The 21,774-nt window shown below is 60.8% G+C and carries 18 protein-coding genes; 14 read left to right on the top strand and 4 right to left on the bottom strand.

The annotated features are described in order from the left end of the window. The first annotated feature begins 79 nt into the window (after positions 1-79). The 5 genes from ACX82Z_RS00350 (at position 80) to ACX82Z_RS00370 (ending at position 5,465) form a co-directional block, all read left to right on the top strand. Complete coding sequence (locus ACX82Z_RS00350) at positions 80-826, top strand: class II aldolase/adducin family protein (RefSeq protein WP_459586171.1); 747 nt, start codon at positions 80-82, stop codon at positions 824-826. 49 nt (positions 827-875) lie between these two features. Then, positions 876-1,832 carry a TAXI family TRAP transporter solute-binding subunit gene (locus ACX82Z_RS00355; RefSeq protein ID WP_459586172.1) on the top strand — a complete coding sequence of 319 codons (957 nt, stop codon included), beginning with the start codon at positions 876-878 and terminating at the stop codon, positions 1,830-1,832. A 1-nt stretch (position 1,833) separates the two neighbouring features. Beyond that, the gene (locus ACX82Z_RS00360) at positions 1,834-3,777 is read left to right on the top strand and encodes a TRAP transporter permease (RefSeq protein ID WP_459586173.1); all 1,944 of its coding nucleotides are present in this window, start codon (positions 1,834-1,836) and stop codon (positions 3,775-3,777) included. Positions 3,778-3,951: 174 nt separating this feature from the next. Then, complete coding sequence (locus ACX82Z_RS00365) at positions 3,952-4,983, top strand: threonine ammonia-lyase (RefSeq protein ID WP_459586174.1); 1,032 nt, start codon at positions 3,952-3,954, stop codon at positions 4,981-4,983. A gap of 26 nt (positions 4,984-5,009) precedes the next feature. Then, the gene (locus tag ACX82Z_RS00370) at positions 5,010-5,465 is read left to right on the top strand and encodes a RidA family protein (protein WP_459586175.1); all 456 of its coding nucleotides are present in this window, start codon (positions 5,010-5,012) and stop codon (positions 5,463-5,465) included. A gap of 43 nt (positions 5,466-5,508) precedes the next feature. On the opposite strand, the gene ACX82Z_RS00375 is transcribed toward ACX82Z_RS00370, so the two are convergent. The 3 genes from ACX82Z_RS00375 to ACX82Z_RS00385 form a co-directional block, all read right to left on the bottom strand. Continuing rightward, a complete protein-coding gene (locus ACX82Z_RS00375) occupies positions 5,509-6,900 on the bottom strand; it encodes a M20 family metallopeptidase (protein WP_459586176.1) in 1,392 nt (463 codons plus the stop codon). A 75-nt stretch (positions 6,901-6,975) separates the two neighbouring features. After that, positions 6,976-8,499, bottom strand: coding sequence for an ABC transporter substrate-binding protein (locus ACX82Z_RS00380; protein WP_459586177.1), 1,524 nt, complete (start codon positions 8,497-8,499; stop codon positions 6,976-6,978). 73 nt (positions 8,500-8,572) lie between these two features. Further along, positions 8,573-9,874, bottom strand: coding sequence for an amino acid deaminase (locus ACX82Z_RS00385; RefSeq protein WP_459586178.1), 1,302 nt, complete (start codon positions 9,872-9,874; stop codon positions 8,573-8,575). Positions 9,875-10,324: 450 nt separating this feature from the next. Between ACX82Z_RS00385 and ACX82Z_RS00390 the strand changes: the two genes are divergently transcribed. The 9 genes from ACX82Z_RS00390 (at position 10,325) to ACX82Z_RS00430 (ending at position 19,995) form a co-directional block, all read left to right on the top strand. Beyond that, positions 10,325-11,839: an ABC transporter substrate-binding protein gene (locus ACX82Z_RS00390; protein WP_459586179.1), complete on the top strand. Its 1,515-nt coding sequence runs from the start codon at positions 10,325-10,327 to the stop codon at positions 11,837-11,839. 55 nt (positions 11,840-11,894) lie between these two features. Continuing rightward, positions 11,895-12,812: an ABC transporter permease gene (locus ACX82Z_RS00395; protein WP_459586180.1), complete on the top strand. Its 918-nt coding sequence runs from the start codon at positions 11,895-11,897 to the stop codon at positions 12,810-12,812. A 2-nt stretch (positions 12,813-12,814) separates the two neighbouring features. Beyond that, positions 12,815-13,717, top strand: a complete 903-nt coding sequence (locus ACX82Z_RS00400; RefSeq protein WP_459586181.1) for an ABC transporter permease — start codon at positions 12,815-12,817, stop codon at positions 13,715-13,717. After that, entirely contained in the window at positions 13,717-15,369 is a 1,653-nt protein-coding gene (locus tag ACX82Z_RS00405) for an ABC transporter ATP-binding protein (RefSeq protein WP_459586182.1), read from the top strand. Before ACX82Z_RS00400 ends, ACX82Z_RS00405 begins: the two co-directional genes overlap by 1 nt. A gap of 32 nt (positions 15,370-15,401) precedes the next feature. Then, the gene (locus ACX82Z_RS00410) at positions 15,402-16,913 is read left to right on the top strand and encodes an amidase (RefSeq protein WP_459586183.1); all 1,512 of its coding nucleotides are present in this window, start codon (positions 15,402-15,404) and stop codon (positions 16,911-16,913) included. Positions 16,914-16,937: 24 nt separating this feature from the next. After that, a complete protein-coding gene (locus ACX82Z_RS00415; protein WP_459586184.1) occupies positions 16,938-17,711 on the top strand; it encodes an HpcH/HpaI aldolase family protein in 774 nt (257 codons plus the stop codon). Between the two features lie 2 nt (positions 17,712-17,713). Beyond that, entirely contained in the window at positions 17,714-18,181 is a 468-nt protein-coding gene (locus ACX82Z_RS00420; protein WP_459586185.1) for a RidA family protein, read from the top strand. Positions 18,182-18,281: 100 nt separating this feature from the next. Continuing rightward, positions 18,282-18,842 carry a TetR/AcrR family transcriptional regulator gene (locus ACX82Z_RS00425; RefSeq protein ID WP_459586186.1) on the top strand — a complete coding sequence of 187 codons (561 nt, stop codon included), beginning with the start codon at positions 18,282-18,284 and terminating at the stop codon, positions 18,840-18,842. 109 nt (positions 18,843-18,951) lie between these two features. Then, complete coding sequence (locus ACX82Z_RS00430; protein WP_459586187.1) at positions 18,952-19,995, top strand: ABC transporter ATP-binding protein; 1,044 nt, start codon at positions 18,952-18,954, stop codon at positions 19,993-19,995. 3 nt (positions 19,996-19,998) lie between these two features. Here ACX82Z_RS00430 and ACX82Z_RS00435 read toward each other — a convergent pair whose 3' ends face one another. Continuing rightward, positions 19,999-21,765, bottom strand: coding sequence for an ABC transporter permease (locus ACX82Z_RS00435; RefSeq protein ID WP_459586188.1), 1,767 nt, complete (start codon positions 21,763-21,765; stop codon positions 19,999-20,001). Positions 21,766-21,774: the final 9 nt, after the last annotated feature.

Below are 21,774 nucleotides of genomic sequence, written 5' to 3' on the forward strand. Positions count from 1 at the left end.
GCTATAGATCGGGAGCAATAATATATTAGATGCTCGGATGGGTGCTGGCTAGAATGTTTGCATCAAGTGGAGGATGAGGATGCTGGACAAGACTGTTCCCAATCATGATCGCGAAATCGCCGATGCGACGATGACCGCGCTGGTGATCGCCAATCGGATATTGGCGCGTGAAGACGTGATCGATGATTTCGGTCATGTGAGCGTCCGCAACCCGTTGAATCCCGATACCTATTTTCTGTCGCGCTCACGCAGTCCCGCCGTTGTGACCCGCGCCGACATCATGGAATTCACTCTCGACGGCGATATTGTCGGAGACGACCCGCGTCGGCCTTACGCGGAACGGCATATTCACGGCGCGATCTACAAGGATCGGCCCGACGTCAACGCGGTCACGCACCATCACGCGCGTTCGGTTTTGCCGTTCACCATGGTCGACGTGTCTTTGCGGCCGATGTTTCACATGGCCTCGGTCATCGGTTCCACGATCAATACATGGGATAGCCAGGACGAGTTCGGCGACACCAACATGCTCGTTGACAGCATGGAAATGGGGCACTCGCTCGCTCGTGCGCTGGGTGACAACCGCGTCGCGCTGTTGCGCGGCCATGGCTGCATCTGCGCCGCGCACGATCTGCGCTCCGTGATCATGGTTTCGATCGCCTTGAAGGACAATGCCGCGCTCGTTCAGCAGACACGCCAGATGGGCGAGGTGAAATATCTGTCCGACGGGGAGATCGAGAAGGCGAGCGCGATGCTTTTGAGCGACATGCCTTTGGCACGCGCATGGGATTACTGGGTCGGGCGCGCGGGGTATTCCGGACTCTGAAACCTGCCCGCACAAACATAACGGTCGCAAGAAAACTGGGAGGAATGAAATGCGCACCTATCTTTTGACGACGGCATTCGCCGTTGCGAGCCTTGGAATGATTTCGGCTTCGTCGGCGCAGTCGGTCGGTCTTGGCGCCGGCACGCAAGGATCGCAAAATTATGCGGTGAATGCCGCCTTCGCACAATTTCTCGTCGACGAACTCGGTCTCGACGTTCGTGTCCAGGCCTATGGCGGATCGGGGCAATCCATGCCGCTGATCGACACGGGCCGGCTCGATCTCCAGCTCGTTCCGAGCCCTGATTTTGCCGCGGCGGTTCTTGGAGAGCCTCCCTTCGATCGCCGCCCGCTTCAGAACATCCGGTCCGTGGCATCGCTGAGCTCGTCGGCCTATGGCTTCATGGTGCGCCGCGATTCGGAATTTCAAAGCGTCGAAGATATCGCCGGCAACCGCATCACCTATGGCTACACCGCACAGCCAACGCTGCGCGCCCAGGTCGATGCCATTTTGGCCGCCGGCGGCCTGACCATCGAAGACATGCAGTCGGTTAATGTGCCGTCCGTACCCAATGGGGTCGACGATCTGATCGCCGGCAACGCCGATATCGCCTTTTTCGCCATTCAGGGCGGCAAGACGCGCGAGGCGGACGCAGCGGTTGGCATCCGGTGGCTGGCGCTGGAAAATACGCCGGAGGCGGAGGCAGCCATGCGCGAATTCGTCCCCACGGCCTATATCAAGGTGATCGAACCGGGGACGACGCCGGGCGTCGATGAGCCGACCCCGATGATGGCCTACGACTATGTCCTGACCGCCGGCACGCATGTCGACGACGAACTGGTTACGCGCATCATACAACTCATCCACGACAATCCGGACAAATTGCGCGCGATCAGCAATACGCTTGCCGAGTTCTCCGTCGAAGACATGGCGCCGCAGTTCGAGGGGCTCGAATACCACCCGGCCGCCGCAGCGTTCTATCAGCAGAACGGCTTGTTGGCGCAGTGATATGACTGACACCGAGAACAGCGTGCAGCCGCAGGGCAATCTGGACCGCACGACGCTTTTTCTGGAGCGTCTTGCCGGTATCCTGATCGTCGTCCTCGCAGTCGGCTATGCAGGAGATCTGCACCGCTATCTCGGTGCGTCCATCTATGACGTCCAGGTTCTGGTCGCCGCGCTGACGCTGGCGCTGACCGCTAGCTTCCTGCGCATCTCCTATAATGCGCAGGCATCGTGGCTGAAGGGTTTGAACTTCATCTCGGCCATCGTGACGTTTGGGGTCGGCGCCTATGTGTCGGCCGATTACGTCAACGTCTCGATGGAGGCGCCATACCTTCCCGGCTGGCTCATAGCCGTCTCGTTCGTGTTGCTTGGCGCGATCCTCGTCAACCTCAAGCCGACGGTCGGTGCAGGCATTCTGGCCGTCGTACTCATCTTCATGGCCTACGGCCTGTGGGGGCATCTGTTTCCGGGAGAACTGCGCAGCCGTCCCACGCCGTGGCAGGACCTGATCGTCTATCTGACGATCGACGCCAACGGCATGCTGGGAACCGCGCTCAGGGTCGCGGTCGTCATCGTCGTTCCCTACCTTCTGTTCGGTCAGTTGCTCGCATCGAGCGGCGCATCGAGTTTCTTCAACGATGCCGCCATGTCGATGATGGGCCGTTTTCGGGGCGGACCGGCGAAGGTTTCCGTCGTCGCGTCGTCGATGTTCGGCTCCATCTCGGGCAATGCCGTCGGCAATGTCGTGGGGACCGGTGTCGTCACGATCCCCATGATGAAGCGGGCCGGGTTTTCGCCGACCTATGCGGGCGCGGTCGAGGCGACTTCGTCGACCGGCGGTCAGCTCGTACCGCCCGTCATGGGCGCGGCGGCCTTCATCATGGCCGATACGATCGGCGTCGACTACGTGAACATCATGCTGGCGGCTATGCCGGCAGCGCTTCTCTACTATGTCGCGATCTTCATCAATGTGAATCTGCGTGCCGGCAAGCGTGACATTCGCGCCGTGTCGGAGGAAGATATTCCGAGCGGTCTCGCAGCCTTGAAAGCCGGCTGGCACTTCCTGATCCCGTTCGTCGTTCTTTTCTATCTGCTTTTTGCCCTGAATGCGCGCCCCGAGCGCGCGGCCGTCATGGCGATTTTGGTCCTGATCGTCGGCAGCATGATCTTTGGCTACAAAGGGCAGCGACCGGCTTTCAAAAGTCTCTTGCCGATCATCGCCGAGACGGGCCGTTCCGCCTTGAGCCTGATCATCGTGTGTGCAGCCGCCGGTATCGTGATCGGGGTTCTCAGCATCACGGGGCTGGCGTTCAACCTGACCATTCATATCCTCAATCTGAGCGGCAACAACGTGTTCGTTCTCGCTTTGATAACGGCCGTAATGAGCGTCGTTCTCGGGCTGGGCATGCCGACTGTCGGCGTCTATATTTTGCTGGCGACGCTGGTGGCCCCGGCGCTCGTCGAGGCCGGCATACCCGTCATCGCCGCGCATCTGTTCGTGTTCTATTTCGGGCTTTTGTCCATGGTCACGCCGCCAGTCGCGCTTGCATCCTTCGCGGCGGCGAACATTGCCGGTGCTAATGCCTGGGCGACGAGCGTCGAATCGATGAAGATCGCCTGGCCAGCCTATATCGTGCCGTTTCTCTTCATCTTCACGCCGGCCCTCGTTCTTGAAGGCAGCGCGTTTGAGGTCATCTGGACGCTCGCGACTGCAATTCTCGGCATCTACATGGTCACGGCTGGCATTGTCGGCTATTTCCGCCGTATCATCGTGCCATGGGAGCGTATTTTGCTGATCGTCGGCGGTGCCCTCACGATGCTGCCGGCCGGGCTGCTCCCTGGCTTCATTTGGACTGATTGGGCAGGTTTGGCGATCTTTGCTGGATGCCTCCTGCTCATACGGCCGTCACCGATCGGTGCTTCAATTACGCCTGTCCATTCCGACTAAGGTCAGGCCAATTCGCTCCAGATTTCTGGACTTCAGTTATCGGCGAGGCCCGATACAAACGCGCCGCCGCGCCATTCAAAATAGAATTGACCATATAATTTATATACCGTATGTACGGTATAATATTTAGGTAAGCCAAAGCGGGTTTCGTTGGCTTCATCGCCGGAGCGGGCATTGCGCGAATCTGAAATATCTCGGTGGGCGGCGACGCCGCTCAATTCACTTCAGGCGCCGACATTCGACGAGATCGAAGCCGTGGATGTCGGCGAACTTGTGCGTACGCCTTTGCTTGAAAGCGAACGCGTCAATGGAATGCTCGGCGGGCGACTTTTCCTGAAGGCTGAGGGCCTGCAGAGAACCGGTAGCTTCAAGGTTCGCGGGGTTCTCAACTTTATCGCGCAACTCGACGAACACCAGAAAACGAACGGCGTAATAGCCTATTCCTCCGGCAATCACGCTCAGGCGGTCGCCTGGGCCGCCGCGAGGCGAGGCATGCGTGCCGTTCTGATCATGCCGCGGACGGCTCCTGCCGCAAAAGTCGATCGAGTGCGCGCCTGGGGCGGCGAGATACACCTGATCGACTGGGCCACAACTGACGCGCCCGCGCTTTGCAGATCGATGGCAGCCGAGCACGCGATGACGATGATCCCGCCGTTCGAAGACCGTCGCATCATCGCAGGCGCCGCCACGATCGGTGTGGAGATCGCCGAACAGGCGGCGGCAATGGGTGCAGGGGAACTGGATGCGGTGCTCGCGGGATGTTCTGGCGGTGGACTTTTGGCCGGTACGGCGATCGCGCTGCGCGCAAAGTCTCCTCGTACGGAAGTTTGGGGCGTGGAGCCTGAAAATTTCGACGATCTCGCGCGCAGTCTCGCGGCGGGCGAAAAGCGCGCGAACCAATCGAATTCGACCACGATCTGCGATGCGCTGAGCGCGCGAACCACGGGCGATCTGACATTCGCAATCCTGCGAGATCATCTTAGTGGTGTCGTGACGGTCAGTGAAGCGGCCGTCCTGGAGGCGATGCGGTTCGCCTTCGAGGAGTTTCGCGTTGTCCTGGAGCCGGGCGGTGCAGCGCCGCTTGCGTCAGTATTATCGGGGCGCTTCCCGCTGAAAGGCCGAAGCGTCGTGGTCGTTGCATCCGGCTCGAATGTAGATGCTTCGCTTTTCAGCCGCGCTCTGGAAGCGCCGCCCATCGCCGCATGAAGCGGCCCGAACCTTGAGAGTGTGTCATGAACAGTGAAGATCGCCTGAAGAGACTCGGCCTCGTGTTGCCTGAACTCGGAGAGCCGAAATTCAGCTATCGCCCGTATCGGCGTGCCGGCGACATCGCCTATATTTCCGGGCAGGTTCCCAAGCTGCCAGACGGCAGCTACCTCACCGGAAAGGTCGGGGCCGACCGATCGATTGCGGAGGGAAAGGATGCGGCCAAGCTATCTGCGCTGCATCTTCTGGCCGTTGCAAAATCCATCACCGGGTCGCTGGACGATATCGAATTTCTCAAGGTCTTCGGCATGGTCAACGCGACAGCCGACTTTGCCGGCCAGGGTGTGGTCATCGAGGCTTGCTCTCAATTGCTGATCGACGTTCTGGGAGAGCGCGGCGAGCATGCGCGCTCCGCCGTTGGCATGGGATCGTTGCCTGCCGACGTTCAGGTGGAAATCGAGGCGGTGGTCCGTGTCGTATAGATTGGCAAGATGCATGCTGTCCGTAAATAGCCGAGCCAGGGACTCAACTGCGCCGAAGTGAACCGGCATTCGAAAGATCCGCGAACAGGGCTGTCATAGCCAGAAGCGCCTGCCGGGCGAGTGGCTTGAGAATGTGCTCATTGGGCGCGTGCTGGGAGCAGCCGGCATAGCTGTGCGGTATCCAGATCGTCGGCAGGCCCAAAGTCTCGGCAAAGCAATCATTGGGAAGGCTGCCGCCCAGATTCGGCAAAAGATGCGGTTTGCGGCCGGTGGAACGCTCCAGCGAGGCGAGAGTAAAGCGCACCCAGTCATTGTCGGCATCGGTGCGCGTGGCTGCAAATCCACCTGACCCAGCGGCCGTGATGGTGACGTCGCCGAAGCCTTCGCGATCGAGGTGTCGCCTCAGGGCCGGTAAAATGTCGTCCCTATCCGTGCCGACGACGAAACGAAGCTGACAGCTCGCGCGTGCGCAGCCGGATATGGCTCCCACTGGCGCTTCGGGGCGTCCTGACGTCATGGCGAGAACCGCGAAGCTGTTCCAGCCGAACACGCGTTCGTTCATGGTGAGGCTTTCCTCGCCCCAGTTCGGATCGAGCGCGATGCCCGCCTCGACGGGTGGCAGTGCGGCGATGATTTCGCGAACGCGCTCCGTCAGGCTTGTCGGGCGCCATTCGGCTATTTTGATCTGTCCGCGCGCGTCCGTGATGGATGCGATGGCATGGGACAGCACGATGGCCGGATCAGCCAGAAGACCGCCGAAATTCCCCGAATGATGGGCGCCATCGCGAAGGTCGACTTTGAGATCGAACATCATGCCGCCGCGTGCGCCGGTGAACACGGTCGGCACAGCGGGGTCGAGGCGTGGGCCGTCGGATGCGATGAGAACGTCGGCAGCCAGCGCGTCCGCGTTCCGCTCGCAAAAAGCCTTCAGGCCCGGCGACCCCACTTCCTCGCCCATTTCGATGAGGACTTTCGCATTGAAACCCAGTTTCCCCTGAGCCGCGATCAGTGCCTCGAGCGCCCGGATGTTGATCAGATGCTGCGATTTGTTGTCCGCTATGCCGCGCCCATAAACGCGATCGTTCTTTTCGGTGAGCGCGAAGGGTTCGATCCCGTCCCGCCACTGCCCTTCCATCGCGCGCACCACGTCGCCATGCCCGTAGATCAGGACGGTCGGAAGGGCTGCGTCTTCCACGCGCGTGGCAAGCAGGATCGGCGCCCCGGCAGGATCGGGATTTTCATGAAGCGCGCATGCGAATCCCAGTTTTTCGAATTCGGGCTGGAGAAGGTCCGTCAGATAGGGGCGCAGATGAGACGCTCCCCGCTTGTCCTGGCTTTCGGTCGGTGCGGCCACGAGACGGGCGAGTTCGGCGAGAAACGAGCCGTTGTCGAAATAGGTCGCGCTGATCGCCTGCGCTTGTTCGGAAAAGGACATGGCCGCACTTTCGTTCTTCATCGGTATTGAAAAGGCAGCGGCCGATTAGCCGCCGCCTTCCATCGTCTTATGCGACTATTTCCATTCGAAGTCGAAGAACCGGATCAGTTCGTCCGGGGTCGGCGTGAATTTCAGTTCGCCGGTCGTCACGTAGTTCACATTGTAGGTGAAAAGCGGCACGGCATATGCCTCTTCGACGATCCGCGTCAGCGCCTTATGATAAAGATTGAGGCGCTTTTCTCGGTCGGTGGTGGAATCCGCGTCCGTCAGCCACTCAATGATCTGCGGATCGCGCGCCTCGTCGCTGGCGCTGCCCTTGAAGAACGCGCCCGTGGAAGCCGAGGCATCGCCGATCGAGTACGACGCCCAGGTCATGAAGGTGGATTCGGCCTCGCCACGGTTGCGACGATCACTGAATGCGCCGACCTGAACGAGGTTGATCCGCGGCTGGATGCCGACCGCGTTGAGATAGCCGCCAATTGCTTCAAGATACGGTCGGTCGCGATAAGCGTAGATGTCGAAGGAGAACCCGTCAGGATACCCGGCTTCGGCGAGAAGCTCCTTCGCCCTTTCAGGATCGTATGCGTAGGTTGGAAGATCCTGACTGCAGGCGAATTGCATCGGCGTGCAAAGGCTGTCGATGACTTCGGCCGAGCCCTTGAGAAGAGCGTCGACGATCGCCTGACGGTCGATCGCATGATAGATCGCCTGGCGCACGCGCTTGTCCGTCAGCGGGCCGTCTTTCACGGCGCGCCCGGTGCTGTCGAAGGTCAGATAGCCGATGCGCATGGCCGGACCGCTCGTAACCTCGAAGTTTCCCGTCTGCTCAAGCCGTTCCGCCTGATCGGTCGGCACGTTCCACAAAAGATCGAGGCTGCCGTTCATCAGTTCGGCGATCTGCGTATTCACTTCCGGCAATGTCCGGATCACGATGCGGCCAACCTTGCCGGCGGGCTTGGGGCCTTCGTGGTAATTTTCGTTGCGCTCCAGAACGAAGCGGCCGCCGACTTCCAGTTCGACGACACGATAAGGCCCGGTGCCGACTGGCTTCAGCGCCATGCCCTGCGGGCCGACTTCTTCGTAATAGTCCTTGGGATAGATGGGCAGCGGTCCTGCCAGAAATTCCTCGGCCGCCGGGAAGGGGGCCTTCAGGACGAGCCGTACCTTGTGATCGTCGATCTTTTCAGCGCGTTCGATCCAGTTGGAGTTGGATGGAACGCGAACGGCATTTGCCGGGTCGATTGCGAAATTCAGCGTGTGAACGACATCGTCGGCGGTGAACGCCGCGCCATTGTGAAACGTGACGCCCTCGCGCAAATCGAGTTCCAGCGTGGTGTCGTCGACCCATTCCCAGTCGGTCGCAAGATTTCCCTCATATTCGCCCGTCTCGACATTGCGGTAGAGCAGGCTGTCCCAAACGGCATGGCTGAGCAGGATGCCCTCGCGGGCCGTGTTGAAATACGGATCGGCGCTTTCAAGCTCACGCATGAAAGCCATGTTGACGGTGTCATCGGCCTTCCCGGCCATTGCCGGCAGGGACGCGAGGCCAAGGGCGGCAAGGGATACGGCATGAAGAGATACGCACTTGAGCAAGGACATGGCAAAACCTCATGGACAGAAAAAGGGGAGATCGGGCATTGAACGCCGCCGCCCTTCGGGAGCGGCGGAGAGGTCAGAAATACGTGCTGCCTGCGGCGACGACGTCGTAATCGTCGTTGACGACGTAGACGACGCGCCATTTGTCGAAGGTCAGGCAGGGATGCGAAATGCCGAAGCAGACCATGTCGCCGACCTTCAGCGGCGTCTCCTCGGGCACAGTCATGAAGCAATGCTGGTCATTGAGCTGCGTGACGACGTGGCCGTCATCCATCTCGGCCGGGGCATTCATGTCCGAGCCGGGACGGAACCAGTTCAGCGCGATCGGCATGTGGTCGTGCGAGGCGTCGCGCTTGCCGAAATTGAGGATGGCACTGGTGGGTTCGGGGCGAGACTGGACGTAAGCCCAAACCTCGATCGCCGTTTGAAGGCCGCCATCCATTTCGGCGAGAGCCGGGTTGCGCTCGCGCAAATGGTCGAACGCCGTCTTGAAGACGAGGGAGTCCTGCGTCAGGTAGCAGCCGCTGCGCACCAGAACCAGAAACCGTTCGCGAAGGCCGGCATCGGCGGCGCTGTCGACCACGAGATCGTAATATTGCGAACCGCCCGCACTCAAGATGGGACGCTCGATACCGAAAAGATGCTCCGCATCGCATCGATGAGCGAAGTCCATCAGCTTGTCGAGAAACGCGTCGACGAGCGCCTTGCTTTCGCTGCCATCGCGGCGGCGAAGCAGGCCCTCATAACCTTCGACACCGGCAAGAACCAATGTTCCGGTATCGGCAGCCACGGCACGCGCGACGACAAGTCCGTCCTCGATCGTGCGGCAGCCTGTCCGTCCACCCACGATGCCGATCTCGACCAGCATGTTGACGGGCTTGGGAAGGCCGGCGGCGCGTGCGGCACGAGCGATGTCGTGAACGTTTTCGAGCGAGTCGGCGAGGCAATAGAACTCGAAATCGGGATCGGTGCGCAATTCCTCCATAATGAACGAGATGGCGGCTTTGCCGACAAGCTGGTTGGCCAGGAAAATTCGCTTATGGCCGAAGCTGCGTGCGACCTGAACCTGATGAGCTGTCGCGAGCGTGATGCCCCATGCGCCGTCCTCCAGTTCGAGATCGAACAGCATCGGGCTCATGCTGGTCTTGCCATGCGGAGCGATCTGCGAGCCGCTTTCCTCCATGAAGCGCTTCATCCACCGGCTGTTGTGGCGAATGCCGCTTTCGCGCATCACCGCGAGCGGCAGCGACATGTCCTCACGCAGAACGTTCCAGTTCATCGCGCCGATGTCGTCGAGGCCGATCGAAGGGATGCGACCGGGGATACCTTTGGTACGCATGTCGAGGATGACGTCGCCGTCACCCGATTGGATGGTCATCTCGATGTTCCCATTATTGCGCCGCATTCGGCGTCATTCTTTTTGTCCTGACGCCGAAGAGCGTCCTCGGATCAGGTTATTTAATAAACCATACTTACGGTCTATAAATTGATTTCGTCAAGTGGTATGCATTCCGCTGCGGCATCGAGCCTAGCTCGCGAGCCGGTTGGCATTTTCCTCACAGGAAAGAGCGATCACAAAATCGCTTGCCGAACATTATAAATCGACTTAATGTACCATGCGTACGGTATATAAATAAGTTTTTGCCGTTTCAGAAATCCGACCGCCGTATAGGCGGTCCCATACAAAACTACCTTTCGCCGGTATGCGATGCCGGCGGCGGGAAGCAGGCACGAAGAAGCATAATCTTCGGCCGCAGGGAACGTAGTCGCTTAATCGTCATGCTGCCGGCGCCTTTCGCAGCCCATGCGTGACCAACGGGAGATCGACATGAAAGACATGCGTAAACTGGCGTTCGCATCGGTTATGGCGCTTGTGCCCTCGCTCGCATTTGCCGATGCGGCAAGCGACAGCGCGACGGTGCTTTTCACCAAGGAACTCGACAACGCGAACCTTTATTTCACGACGTCTCGCGAAGGCACGATCGTCGGTTATTCCGCGTTCGATACGCTCCTTTATCGCGATACGGCAACCGGCGAATATGTCGGCAATCTTGCGACCGACTGGGATTGGATCGACGATACGACGCTTGAGCTGAAGTTGCGCGAAGGCGTGGTCTTCCACAATGGCGAGCCGTTCAATGCCGACGATGTCGTCTATACGATCAACACCATGCTCGACCCCGAAAGCGGGATCAAGAATCGCGGCATCATCACCTATCTGGAGCGCGCGGAGAAGGTGGACGATTTTACCGTTCGACTGTTCCTGCCTGAGCCCTATCCTGCCGCGCTCGAATATCTGTCGGGCAACACGGTCATCTACCCCAACGAATATTACGAAGAAGTCGGCGCCCAGGCGTTCTCCATGAAGCCGGTCGGCACAGGGCCTTACAAATTCACCGAGATCGTGCCGGGCCAGAGCTTCACGCTCGAGCGTTTCGACGATTATTTCGAGGGCGGCCCCAAGCAGCGCCCTGAAATCAAGACGATCACGGTGCGCACGATCCCGGACGTAAATACGCAGATCGCAGAACTGATGAGCGGCGGGGCCGATTTCATCTGGCAGGTCCCCAAGGACCAGGCCGATCGGATGGCTGGTCGTTCCGGCCTCAACGTCATGGATGCGCCCACGATGCGCGTCGGCTATATCGCGATGGATTCGGCCAAGCGTTCCTCGGAAAACACACCATTCGCCGACAAGCGTGTGCGTCAGGCCATGAACCACGCGATCGACCGCGCAGCCATCACGCAGGCCCTATTGGGCGATAAGGCCGAAGTCATCGACAGCGCGTGCTATCCGACCCAGTTCGGCTGCGAACAGGACGTCGTTTCCTATGATTTCGACCCCGAGAAAGCCAAAGCGCTCCTGGCGGAAGCGGGATACGAAAACGGCTTCAGCTTCGATCTTTATGCCTATCGCGACCGCCAGCTCGCCGAAGCGATGGCGGGCCAACTCGCCAATGTCGGAATCACCGCCAACATAACGGTCCTGCAATATGCCGCACTTGTCGAGCAGACGATGGCCGGCGACACCACGGCGGCTTTCATGACGTGGGGTTCGGGATCGGTGAACGACGTCGCGGCGATCGCTCCGCGCTTCTTCGACGGCGGCGGCATGGATGTGACGCGCGATCCGCAAGTGATCGAATGGCTCGAAAAAGCCGGCAGCGTCAACGATGCGAGCGTGCGCCAGGAGAACTACTCGTTGGCGTTCAAACGCATCGCCGAGGAAGCGTATTGGGTGCCCCTGTGGTCCTATCCGACCACCTATGTGCTGAACGCGGACTTGGCTTTCGAGCCGACGCCCGATGAAATCATCCGTTTTTACGAGATGAGCTGGAAATAACGGACCGGCATCTGCGAAGGCGATGCGTCTTCGCAGTCCGGTCGCGGAGTCTTCGATGGCGCGATATATTCTTTACAAACTCGTTCTGGCGGCGCTCGTGGCGCTGACCGTTTCTTCCATCAGTTTCGGTCTGGTCTATGTCGCCGGCGATCCGGCCGTTGCGATCGCCGGTGAAAACGCGACCGATGCCGACATTCAGGCGATCCGTGAGGTTCATGGTTTCGACCGGCCGATCATCGTCCAGTACGGCTCGTGGCTGTGGGGTGTCCTGCACGGCGATTTCGGGGTCAGCACCTATTTCAACCAGCCGGTCGCAGATCTGATTTTTCAGCGGCTGGGAACGACCATGACGCTCGGTTTCCTGTCGATAGGGCTGGCGCTCTCGATCGCCATTCCGCTCGGCGTGCTTGCCGCGATGCGTCCCAATTCGATTATCGACAGGTTGGCGCTCACACTGGCGGTCGTCGGACAAGCGATACCGAATTTCTGGATGTCGCTTTTGCTGATCGTCCTGTTCTCGATCAATCTGGGCTGGCTTCCCGCCTCCGGTTCTACCACCTGGAAGCACTTCATTTTGCCGATGATCGTCCTCGGCACCACAGCGACGCCTGCCATCATGCGACTGACGCGGACCGGGATGATCGAAGTGCTCGGCTCCGACTATGTGAGAACCGCACGCGCCAAGGGCCTGCCACCGCGAAAAATCCTGTTCAAGCATGCCCTGCGCAACGCCGTCATTCCGGTCGTCAGCCTGGCCGCCGTGCAACTTGGCTTTCTGCTCGGAGGATCGCTCGTCGTGGAAACGGTGTTCGCGCTCAACGGCGCAGGCTTTGCGGCCTGGCAGTCCGTATCGCGCAACGACCTGCCGACGATGCAGGCGCTGATCCTGATCTTTTCGCTCTTCTACATCTTCTTCAATCTTCTGGCGGACGTGCTCAATGCCTGGCTCGATCCGCGCCTGCGGGACAACTGATCATGTCCGATAATGTATCCGCCGCGATCGCGGCTCCGAAAATCCAGTCCCAGAGTCCCGGCGCGAAAATACTTCGCCGCGCACGCCGGCATCCCGGCTTTCTGATCTCGGCAAGCGTCATCCTCATCATAGCGCTTCTGGCGTTGTTCGCGCCGCTGATCTCGCCGCACGACCCCTATACGCAGAACCTGCTTCAGCGCACGGTTCCGCCGGTCTTCATGGGCGGTACGTGGGATCACCCATTCGGCACGGACGCGCTTGGCCGCGACGTTCTGGCCCGGCTTCTCTACGGTGCGCGCATATCGCTGTCGATCGGCCTCGTCTCGGTGGCGATCGCGGCAACCATCGGCACGACGCTCGGCATCGTCGCCGGCTATTTCGGCGGCACGGTCGACCGCATCGTCGTCTTCATCATCAATGTGCGTCTGGCGCTGCCGGGCATTCTGGTAATGCTGGCCGTCGTCTCATTGTTCGGTGGCTCGCTGATGACGGTCATGATCGTCATGGGGCTTCTCTTGTGGGACCAGTTCGCGGTCGTCCTGCGAAGCGCCACCCGTCAGGTGCGGCGAATGGAATATATCGCCGCCGCCGAGGTGCAGGGCGCGGGAACGTTCCAGATTCTCGTCAAGGACGTACTGCCGAACGTTGCCAACAATCTGATCGTTATCGCGACCGTGGAAATGGCGCATGCGATCCTGCTCGAAGCCGCGCTGTCCTTCCTCGGGCTCGGCATCCAGCCGCCGACGCCCTCCTGGGGCGTGATGATTTCCGAGGGCAAGGAAATGCTTCTGTTCGATAGCTGGCTCATCACGATTCCCGGCGCGGCACTCTTCGTGCTCGTGCTGGCGATCAACATGTTCGGCGATGGCCTGCGCGACATCACCGCACCGGAAGGACGTAACTGATGAGCGAAGACCGTATCCAGCCCGTATTGTCCATTCGCAATCTGACGGTCGACCTTCCCGAGGGGGGCGACCGCGCACATGCGGTCCAGAACCTTTCCTTCGATATCATGCCCAAGGAGACCGTCTGCGTCGTCGGTGAAAGCGGCTCGGGCAAATCGATCACCTCGTTCACGGCAATGGGCCTTTTGCCCAAGGCGCTGAAGGTTTCGACCGGTGAGATTCTCGTCTCGGGCAGAAATGTCGTCGGCCTGGCGGAAGCGGAGCATCGCAAGATGCGCGGCGGCAAGATGGCGATGATCTTTCAGGAGCCTATGACGGCGCTGAACCCATGCTATACGGTCGGCGATCAGATCGAGGAAGTGTTTCTCGCCCACACGTCGATGACACGTGCGGAACGGCGCCAGCGCACGATGGATCTTCTGGCGGAGGTCCATATGCCCGACCCGAAGCGCATCTATCACAGCTTCCCGCACCAGCTTTCCGGCGGACAGCGTCAGCGTATCGTCATTGCGATCGCGCTGGCGATGAACCCGTCGCTTTTGATCGCGGACGAGCCGACGACGGCGCTGGACGTAACGACCCAGGCGCAGATCCTCGATCTGATGAAGGAACTGAAGGCAAAGCGCGAGGCTGGCATTCTTTTCGTCACGCATGATTTCGACGTCGTGGCGGAAATCGCCGACCGTGTCGTGGTCATGCAGGCCGGGCGTGTCGTCGAACAGGGAACCGCGGACGAGGTTCTGAACCATCCGAAACACGCCTATACGCGTCAGCTTATCGCCGCCGTGCCGCGTCGCGGCGAGGCCCGACCGGTGGTCGAAAGAAGCGGCGAAGCGGCGCTCGAACTCGCGGGGCTGGAAAAGACCTACCATATCCCCCGCACGATGTTCAGCGACGCGCGCACGATCAATGCTGTCCAGCCGCTCGATCTGACGGTCTATCGTGGCGAAACACTCGGCGTGGTCGGGGAAAGCGGGTCCGGGAAGTCAACGCTCGTCAAATGCCTGATGCGTCTGGTCGAGCCCACGGCAGGAGCGATCCGGATCGATGGCGTCGATATGGCCGCCAGCACACGGCGCGACATTCGCCTAGCCCGCAAGGACATGCAGATCGTCTTTCAGGACCCTTACGGTTCGCTGAACCCCCGGCGCACCATCGGCGACCAGTTGATTCAGGGACCGCTCAATTTCGGCGCGCGGCGAAGTGAGGCGACCGCGCGGGCGAAGGAGTTGCTGCGCATCGTGCGTCTGGGCGAGGATGCCTTTCACCGCTATCCATCGCAGTTTTCGGGCGGGCAAAGGCAGCGCATCTGCATCGCACGCGCCTTGATGCTGGAGCCGAAAGTGCTGATCGCCGACGAAGCGGTCTCCGCGCTCGACGTGTCGGTGCAGAAGGAAGTTCTTCAACTGCTTCAGGACATCAAAACCCGGATGAACCTGACCATGATCTTCATCACGCACGATTTGCGTGTCGCTGCCGAAGTCAGCGATCGGCTCATCGTCATGCAAAAGGGCGAGATTGTCGAGCAAGGCACGGTCGAACAGGTGTTCGGCTCGCCGCGCCATGCCTATACGCGTCAGCTTTTCGAGGCGATGCCCGGCGGCAACTGGCAGGTGCCGGATCTCGACGCCTTGCCGCCCGCCACGCACTGATCCCAGGCAAAACTGTTTACGGAAAAGACGAGATGACGACCTTACCCGCGAAGACCGAGCCGGCCGATCTTGGCGCGCATGAGGCGAGGGCCATGATCGGCCGCCGGGCGCTTTCGCCGGTGGAACTCGCTGAGAGCTGCATCCGCCGGACCGAGAGTGTCAATCCTGCCGTCAATGCGCTCGTCGCCTATGATTTCGACCGGCTGATGGAAGATGCGCGGGTTGCCGAAGCCGCCGTCATGCGGGGCGAAAAGCTTGGCCCGCTGCACGGGCTGCCATTCGGCGTCAAGGATCAGGCCGATGTCGAAGGATTGCCGACGACATTCGGTTCCAAGCGGTTCGAGAACAATGTTGCAAGCGCGGATTCGGCCATCGTCTCAGCCATGCGCGGCGCAGGCGCTCTGGCCATGGGCAAGACCAACATGCCCGAATTCGGCCTCGGCGGAAATACGCGCAATTCCGTCTATGGCGTGACGGCGAACCCCTACGATACGACGAAAACCTGCGCGGGGTCGTCGGGCGGGTCGGGCGTCGTTCTGGCAACCGGCATGGCGCCGCTTTGCACGGGCACCGATACCGGCGGCAGCCTGCGAAACCCCGCCGCCTATAATGGCGTCGTCGGCTTTCGGACTACACCCGGCGTCGTGCCCGACGTAAAACGTTCTCTCGGCCTCATCCCGATGAGTCTGTCCGGTCCCATGGCGCGAACGGTTGCCGATGCCGGACTGATGCTCTCGGTGATTTCACGGCCCGAACCGGGCGATCCGTTCTCCACAATCGTCGATGGCGGCACGCCATGGGCTGCGCGCGATTTTTCCAACCCGGAGCCCATCGATCTGTCAGGGCTGCGCGTGGCCTTCACCGAGGATTTCGGCTTCGCGCTTTGCGAAGGCATCGTGCGCCGTGCGTTTCGCGAGCGCGTAAATGCGCTGGCGCCGTTCTTCGGCACGAGCGAGGAAACGCACCCGGATTGCGACGGGGCGGACCGCATCTTCGCGGTGATGCGCTCCATGATCATGCTCAACGCGGCCTTCAACCGCTTTGCTGGCCAGCCCGGTGCGCTTGGCCCAAACGTCATCGCGAATATCGAGGAGGCGAAAACGTACTCCCCGAACGATATCGTCAGGGCGCTTGCCGACCAGACGGCATATACCCAGCGCTGGAAGGCATTTTTCGAAAACTGGGACTACGTGATTTCACCGGCGGTCGCCGTGTCGCCTCGTCCGTGGAGCGAACTTTATCCGACCATGATCGATGATGAGGAGACGCAAAGCTACTATCATTGGCTTGCACTTGCCTATGCTTCGACCATCCCCGGCTATCCGGCGATCACGATTCCCATGGGCCGGGATGAAACCGGCATGCCGTTCGGCCTCCAGATCGTCGGCAAGCGACATGGCGATATCGGTGTCCTTCGCGTTGCGGCAGCGATAGAGGCGGCGTTCTGTAATGACGGAACTTTTGCGCGCCCGCCGGTCTATCTTGACCGGCTCGCATCCGCGCCGCCCCTGTCGCAGGCACCGGGCTTTCTCGGCTTTGCCTGACCTACGCACTCACGGAGATATTTGATGAGAAACGCTTTGGCCGCACGGCTCGCTCGCGGCGAGCACTGCGTGAACGGCTGGCTGAGCATTCCCTCCAGCTTCAGCGCCGAGGTGATGGCGAGGCAGCCATGGGATAGTCTGACTATAGACATGCAGCACGGGCTTTATGATTTTGCCGCGTGCGTCGCTTCGCTTCAGGCGACAGGCGCCTCGCGGTTGCCCGTTCTCGTACGGGTCCCGCAAAACGACGCAGGCCTGATCGGACAGGTACTCGATGCCGGTGCGTGGGGCGTGATCTGCCCGATGGTCAATACGGCGCAGGAGGCCCGGCGACTGGTTTCGGCAAGCCGCTATGCGCCGCTGGGCGCGCGCTCTTTCGGCCCCTACCGGGCTGGGGCGTATTCCGAGCCGGACGCTCCCTATCAGACCTTCGCCAACACGGAAGTGCTGGTGATCGCGATGATAGAGACCGTCGAGGCCATCAAAAATCTGGGCGAAATTCTCGACGTCGATGGCGTTGACGGGATTTATGTCGGGCCGAGCGATCTGTCGCTTTCCATGGGGCTCGATGCGCGCTTCGATCGGGAAGAAGGCGAATTCGTTGAAACGCTTCGCATGATCGCAGGTGAAGCGGCACGACGTGGCAAGTTTGCAGGCATTCACTGCCTCTCGCCGATATATGCCAAATCGATGGTGGAAGCGGGCTTTGCGCTGACGACCATCGGCAGCGACGCCTTCTTCATCGGACAGGCGGCAGCCACGGCACTTGCTGCTTCGCGTACCAACGAGGGGTACTGACGATGTTGCGGCCATCGGAAAAGCTGACCGCCATGGGCCTGACGTTGCCGGTCCTTCGCGCGCCTGTTGGGCTTTTCGCGCCGGCACGTCGTCATGGCGACCTTCTTTATATTTCGGGGCAAGGCCCCGTGACCGCGACCGGCGCGATGACGGGAAAGGTTGGCGATACCGTCACGGCCGAGGAGGCGGCAGACCATGCCCGGCTCGTGACGCTGAACCTCCTTGCCGTCGCGCAACAGGCACTCGGCAGCATCGACCGCATCACAGGCATCGTCAAAGTGCTCGGTTTCGTCAACGCGGTACCGGACTTCACCCGTCATCCGTTCGTGATCGACGGCTGTTCGAGGCTGTTGTCCGAATTGTTCGAGGGGAGTGCGCCCGCTCACGCGCGCTCGGCAATCGGCGTCGGCTCGCTGCCTGGAAACATCACGGTCGAAATCGAGATGATCGCACAGGTTATTTGCGAATGAGCGTGCCGTACGAGCGGCCAACGCCAATAAATCGTTTGCGGGCGCGGTTCTGCGTTTATAACACGTCACGAGGGTGCAACCAGAAATCGAGCTTGCAAAAATGAAAAAGCCCGAGGCGTCGCGCAAGCGCGGCCGGCCATCTGCCAGGCAAAAGATACTCGATACCGCGATGACGCTGTTTGCCGAACGCGGCGCGTCGGCGCTGACTTACGAGGAGCTTGCCAAGGCGACCGGTTTGACGAAAGGCGGGCTGCTCTATCACTTCCCTTCGAAAGAGCATCTGATCGGCGACTTTCGCAAGCACCTCAATTCCAGGTACCGCGCGGCGTGGCAGGATGTCTTCGAGCAACTGCCGGAAGGGCCGACGCGGGCGCTCAAGAGCTATGCCATCGCGTCACTGGAAAACCGCTCGCAATCCGACCATGTCAGTGCGCGCATGATGGTGTCCGGGCTTTGGGACATTACGTCCGGGCGGGCCTATTACCGGGAACGTTTCGACCGCATGCAGGAGGATGTCGGGTTCGAACGCACTGCGCTCGTCAACCTTGCGACTGAAGGCCTGTGGTTCATGGAACTCATCGGATTTTCACCGTTTTCCGACGAGGAACGCGCGCGCATCGTCGACATGCTGATGCAGATGATCGACGGCAAGGATTCGTAGGAAATCAGCTTTTGCGTGTTGAGCGCAATTTTGCCCGGCTCCACCCCGGACAACGCAAAGTTATCCGGCTGAAATCATTTCGTCATGAAAAAATGCCAATGCCCATCATATGGTAGACATCCGCATCGAACACGCGACACGCCGCTTTGGCAGTGTGGCCGCCCTTGACGACATCAGCCTGGATTTTCCGTCCGGAACCTTCACCTCGCTGCTCGGCCCGTCCGGCTGCGGAAAGACGACGCTTTTGCGTCTCATCGCCGGTTTCGAGATACCCGACGAGGGCAGCGTCGGTTTTGATGGCGAGGTCATGGCGGATGGGGCGCGGCATGTGCCGCCGGAAAAGCGCGGCGTCGGCGTCGTCTTCCAGTCCTATGCGCTGTGGCCGCATATGGATGTGGCGGGAAATGTCGCCTATCCGCTGGCAACGCGCGGCATGGCGAGAAAAGAGCGCGACAGTCGCGTCCGTGACGTGTTGTCGATCGTCGGCCTTAGCGGTTTCGAAACCCGCCGCATCGACGAGCTTTCCGGTGGCCAGCGCCAGCGTGTCGCCCTGGCGCGCTGCCTCGTCGCCGACGCACGCATCATTTTGTTCGACGAGCCGCTCGCCAATCTCGACATGCATTTGCGCGCCTCGATGGTCGAGGTGTTCCGGGACGTTCATCGGCGAACCGGCGCGACGATGGTGTATGTGACGCACGATCAGGCCGAGGCGCTGGCGCTTTCGGATCGCATTGCCGTCATGGACCACGGACGCATCCTGCAGCTTGGCGCCCCGACCGAGATTTATCGTTCGCCGGCCCATGACAAGGTTGCGCGGTTCGTCGGTCGTGGCGTCATCGTCGATGCCGAAATCGTCGCCCGTCGGGAGGGCAGCGCCGTGCTCTCGCTGGCGGGGCATGAATTCGCCGCCCGTTTTGCCAGCACGCCGCTGGGCGAACATGCCAAGGTGCTGCTTCGCCCGGAAGGTCTCAAGCCGGCCGAGAACGGCATTTCATGCCGGGTTCTATCGACGGTCTATCGCGGACCGGTATTCGAGGTGTCCGTTGCTTTGCCGAGGACGCAGGAAGCGGTCGTCATCGATTGCCTCGACGCACCCGCGATCGGCAGCGATCTCAAACTTGCCATTGTCGATGCGTGGGTAATCCCGGACTGAGTGTCACCGCCAGGGGAGCACGCCGCGCGGGAGCCGCGCTGCAAACCGGTCGAGGATAGCGAGCAGCATCACGACGACGATTACGGTGGCCACCGCCACCGCCGCTGCCTGTGGTCCGAGCCCGGCTTCCTGAAGGCTGAACAAAACGACGCCAAGTGTTTCGTTGCGGCTCGACCATAAAAGCGCGGACACCGTCAATTCGTTGAAAGCGCTCATGAAGACGAGCAGCGCGCCGGCGACGGCGGCGGGCGCAGCAAGCGGCACGGTTATCGTCAAGGCGCGGCGTAATGGCGAAGCTCCGGTCGATGCCGCCGCTTCGTTCAGATCAGTCGGAATCTGCGCCACGGCGCTTGCGACCGGTTTCATCGCAAGAGCAAGGAACTTCATCAGGTAAGCTACGAGGATGATCCATGCCGTCGCATAGAGGCTGCCGATCAAAGGCAGCGGACGCAGAAAAAGCAGGATGCAAGCGATGGCGAGCACGATGCCCGGCAATGCGTAGGGAAGTTCCGCGATGCCTTGCAGCAGGCGCCGGCTGCGCTGTCCGAAGCGCTCCGTGGCGATCGTGACTGCAATGGCGGCAGCCGCCAGTATCAGCGCGGCGCTGCCGGCAAGCAGCGTCGAATTTCGAAAGGCACGCACTGTCGATGCCTGCCGCAAAAGCACTTCATCGTAATTGGCGAAAGTCATCGTCTGCAACGACAGCGGGACGCCGAACGCAGAGACAAGAGAGGTGGTCACGAGCGCAAGGGTCGGGACGATCAGCATGAATGTCAGCAATACCCAGCACAATATGCTGAGTGGCAGGCGCCATCGTCCAAGCGAAATCTGCGTCGCACGTCTTGTCACGTAGCGGGCATGATGGCCGCGCATGGCAAAGGATTGCATTGCGATTCCGACGAGTGCGAGCCCTCCGATCAGCACCGACAGGCTGGCCATCTGCGGCAGCACGCCAGGTCCGAAGCTGGACATCTGACGATAGATCAACGTCGGCAATGTGAGATAGTTGACCGGCAGACCGAGCAGCGCCGGAATGCCGAAATTGCCGATGCCCGACACGAAGGCAAGCGCGGCAGCCGCCCCTATCCAAGGTCTCAGCAACGGCACGACGATGGTCGCAAATGCGCGAAGCGAGGATGCGCCCGAGGCACGCGCCGCCTCGATCAGATCCGCCGGCACGCCGACAAGGCCGGCGCGAAGCGTGATGAACACGATCGGGGCGTGCTGCACGCCGAAAAGCAGGATGATGCCTTTGCGGCCGAGTATCGGATTGGGGGTGCCCGGTGAAGGGGCGATGCCGAGCATGTTCAAAAGCGTACTCGACGGGCCTGTCAGGTGCAGCCAGGAAAGTGCCGTTACCTGCGGTGCGATGATGAGCGGCATCAGGATCAGGAAGCCGAGCACGCGACGTGTCGGCAGGTCGGTCATCGCGACTGCCATGGCCAGAGGCATGCCGATGGCTAGGGAAAGCAATGCGCCGAAAAAGGCGGTATCCAGCGTGTTCCACGTTGCGCGCATCGCTGCGGGGCTCGATAGCCTATCCGCGAAACTGGAAAGGTCGAACTCGCCTCCCGGCGCGATCGCCGCCACGATCAATCGCGCGACGGGCAAAAATCCGAGCAGCAGGACCACGGCAACGGCGAGAAGGGCCGCAAGACGCGGCCCGAAACCGTTTGCAAAGCGTGGATAGCCGACACGCGTAAAGCCGAGCCGGGCGTCCGGCTCGCGCAATGCGGGGTGCTTTCGAAGTGTCGCCGATGCGTCGGTCATCATTCAGTC

The sequence above is a fragment of the Aliihoeflea sp. PC F10.4 genome, assembly GCF_054612275.1.

Bases quoted from the DNA above. Each gene is read 5' to 3' on its own strand.
- ACX82Z_RS00350 (WP_459586171.1), top strand. From the start codon at position 80: ATGCTGGACAAGACTGTTCCCAATCATGATCGCGAAATCGCCGATGCG.
- ACX82Z_RS00355 (WP_459586172.1), top strand. From the start codon at position 876: ATGCGCACCTATCTTTTGACGACGGCATTCGCCGTTGCGAGCCTTGGA.
- ACX82Z_RS00360 (WP_459586173.1), top strand. From the start codon at position 1,834: ATGACTGACACCGAGAACAGCGTGCAGCCGCAGGGCAATCTGGACCGC.
- ACX82Z_RS00370 (WP_459586175.1), top strand. From the start codon at position 5,010: ATGAACAGTGAAGATCGCCTGAAGAGACTCGGCCTCGTGTTGCCTGAA.
- ACX82Z_RS00375 (WP_459586176.1), bottom strand. From the start codon at position 6,900: ATGTCCTTTTCCGAACAAGCGCAGGCGATCAGCGCGACCTATTTCGAC.
- ACX82Z_RS00380 (WP_459586177.1), bottom strand. From the start codon at position 8,499: ATGTCCTTGCTCAAGTGCGTATCTCTTCATGCCGTATCCCTTGCCGCC.
- ACX82Z_RS00385 (WP_459586178.1), bottom strand. From the start codon at position 9,874: ATGACCATCCAATCGGGTGACGGCGACGTCATCCTCGACATGCGTACC.
- ACX82Z_RS00390 (WP_459586179.1), top strand. From the start codon at position 10,325: ATGAAAGACATGCGTAAACTGGCGTTCGCATCGGTTATGGCGCTTGTG.
- ACX82Z_RS00395 (WP_459586180.1), top strand. From the start codon at position 11,895: ATGGCGCGATATATTCTTTACAAACTCGTTCTGGCGGCGCTCGTGGCG.
- ACX82Z_RS00400 (WP_459586181.1), top strand. From the start codon at position 12,815: ATGTCCGATAATGTATCCGCCGCGATCGCGGCTCCGAAAATCCAGTCC.
- ACX82Z_RS00405 (WP_459586182.1), top strand. From the start codon at position 13,717: ATGAGCGAAGACCGTATCCAGCCCGTATTGTCCATTCGCAATCTGACG.
- ACX82Z_RS00410 (WP_459586183.1), top strand. From the start codon at position 15,402: ATGACGACCTTACCCGCGAAGACCGAGCCGGCCGATCTTGGCGCGCAT.
- ACX82Z_RS00415 (WP_459586184.1), top strand. From the start codon at position 16,938: ATGAGAAACGCTTTGGCCGCACGGCTCGCTCGCGGCGAGCACTGCGTG.
- ACX82Z_RS00420 (WP_459586185.1), top strand. From the start codon at position 17,714: ATGTTGCGGCCATCGGAAAAGCTGACCGCCATGGGCCTGACGTTGCCG.
- ACX82Z_RS00425 (WP_459586186.1), top strand. From the start codon at position 18,282: ATGAAAAAGCCCGAGGCGTCGCGCAAGCGCGGCCGGCCATCTGCCAGG.
- ACX82Z_RS00430 (WP_459586187.1), top strand. From the start codon at position 18,952: ATGGTAGACATCCGCATCGAACACGCGACACGCCGCTTTGGCAGTGTG.
- ACX82Z_RS00435 (WP_459586188.1), bottom strand. From the start codon at position 21,765: ATGACCGACGCATCGGCGACACTTCGAAAGCACCCCGCATTGCGCGAG.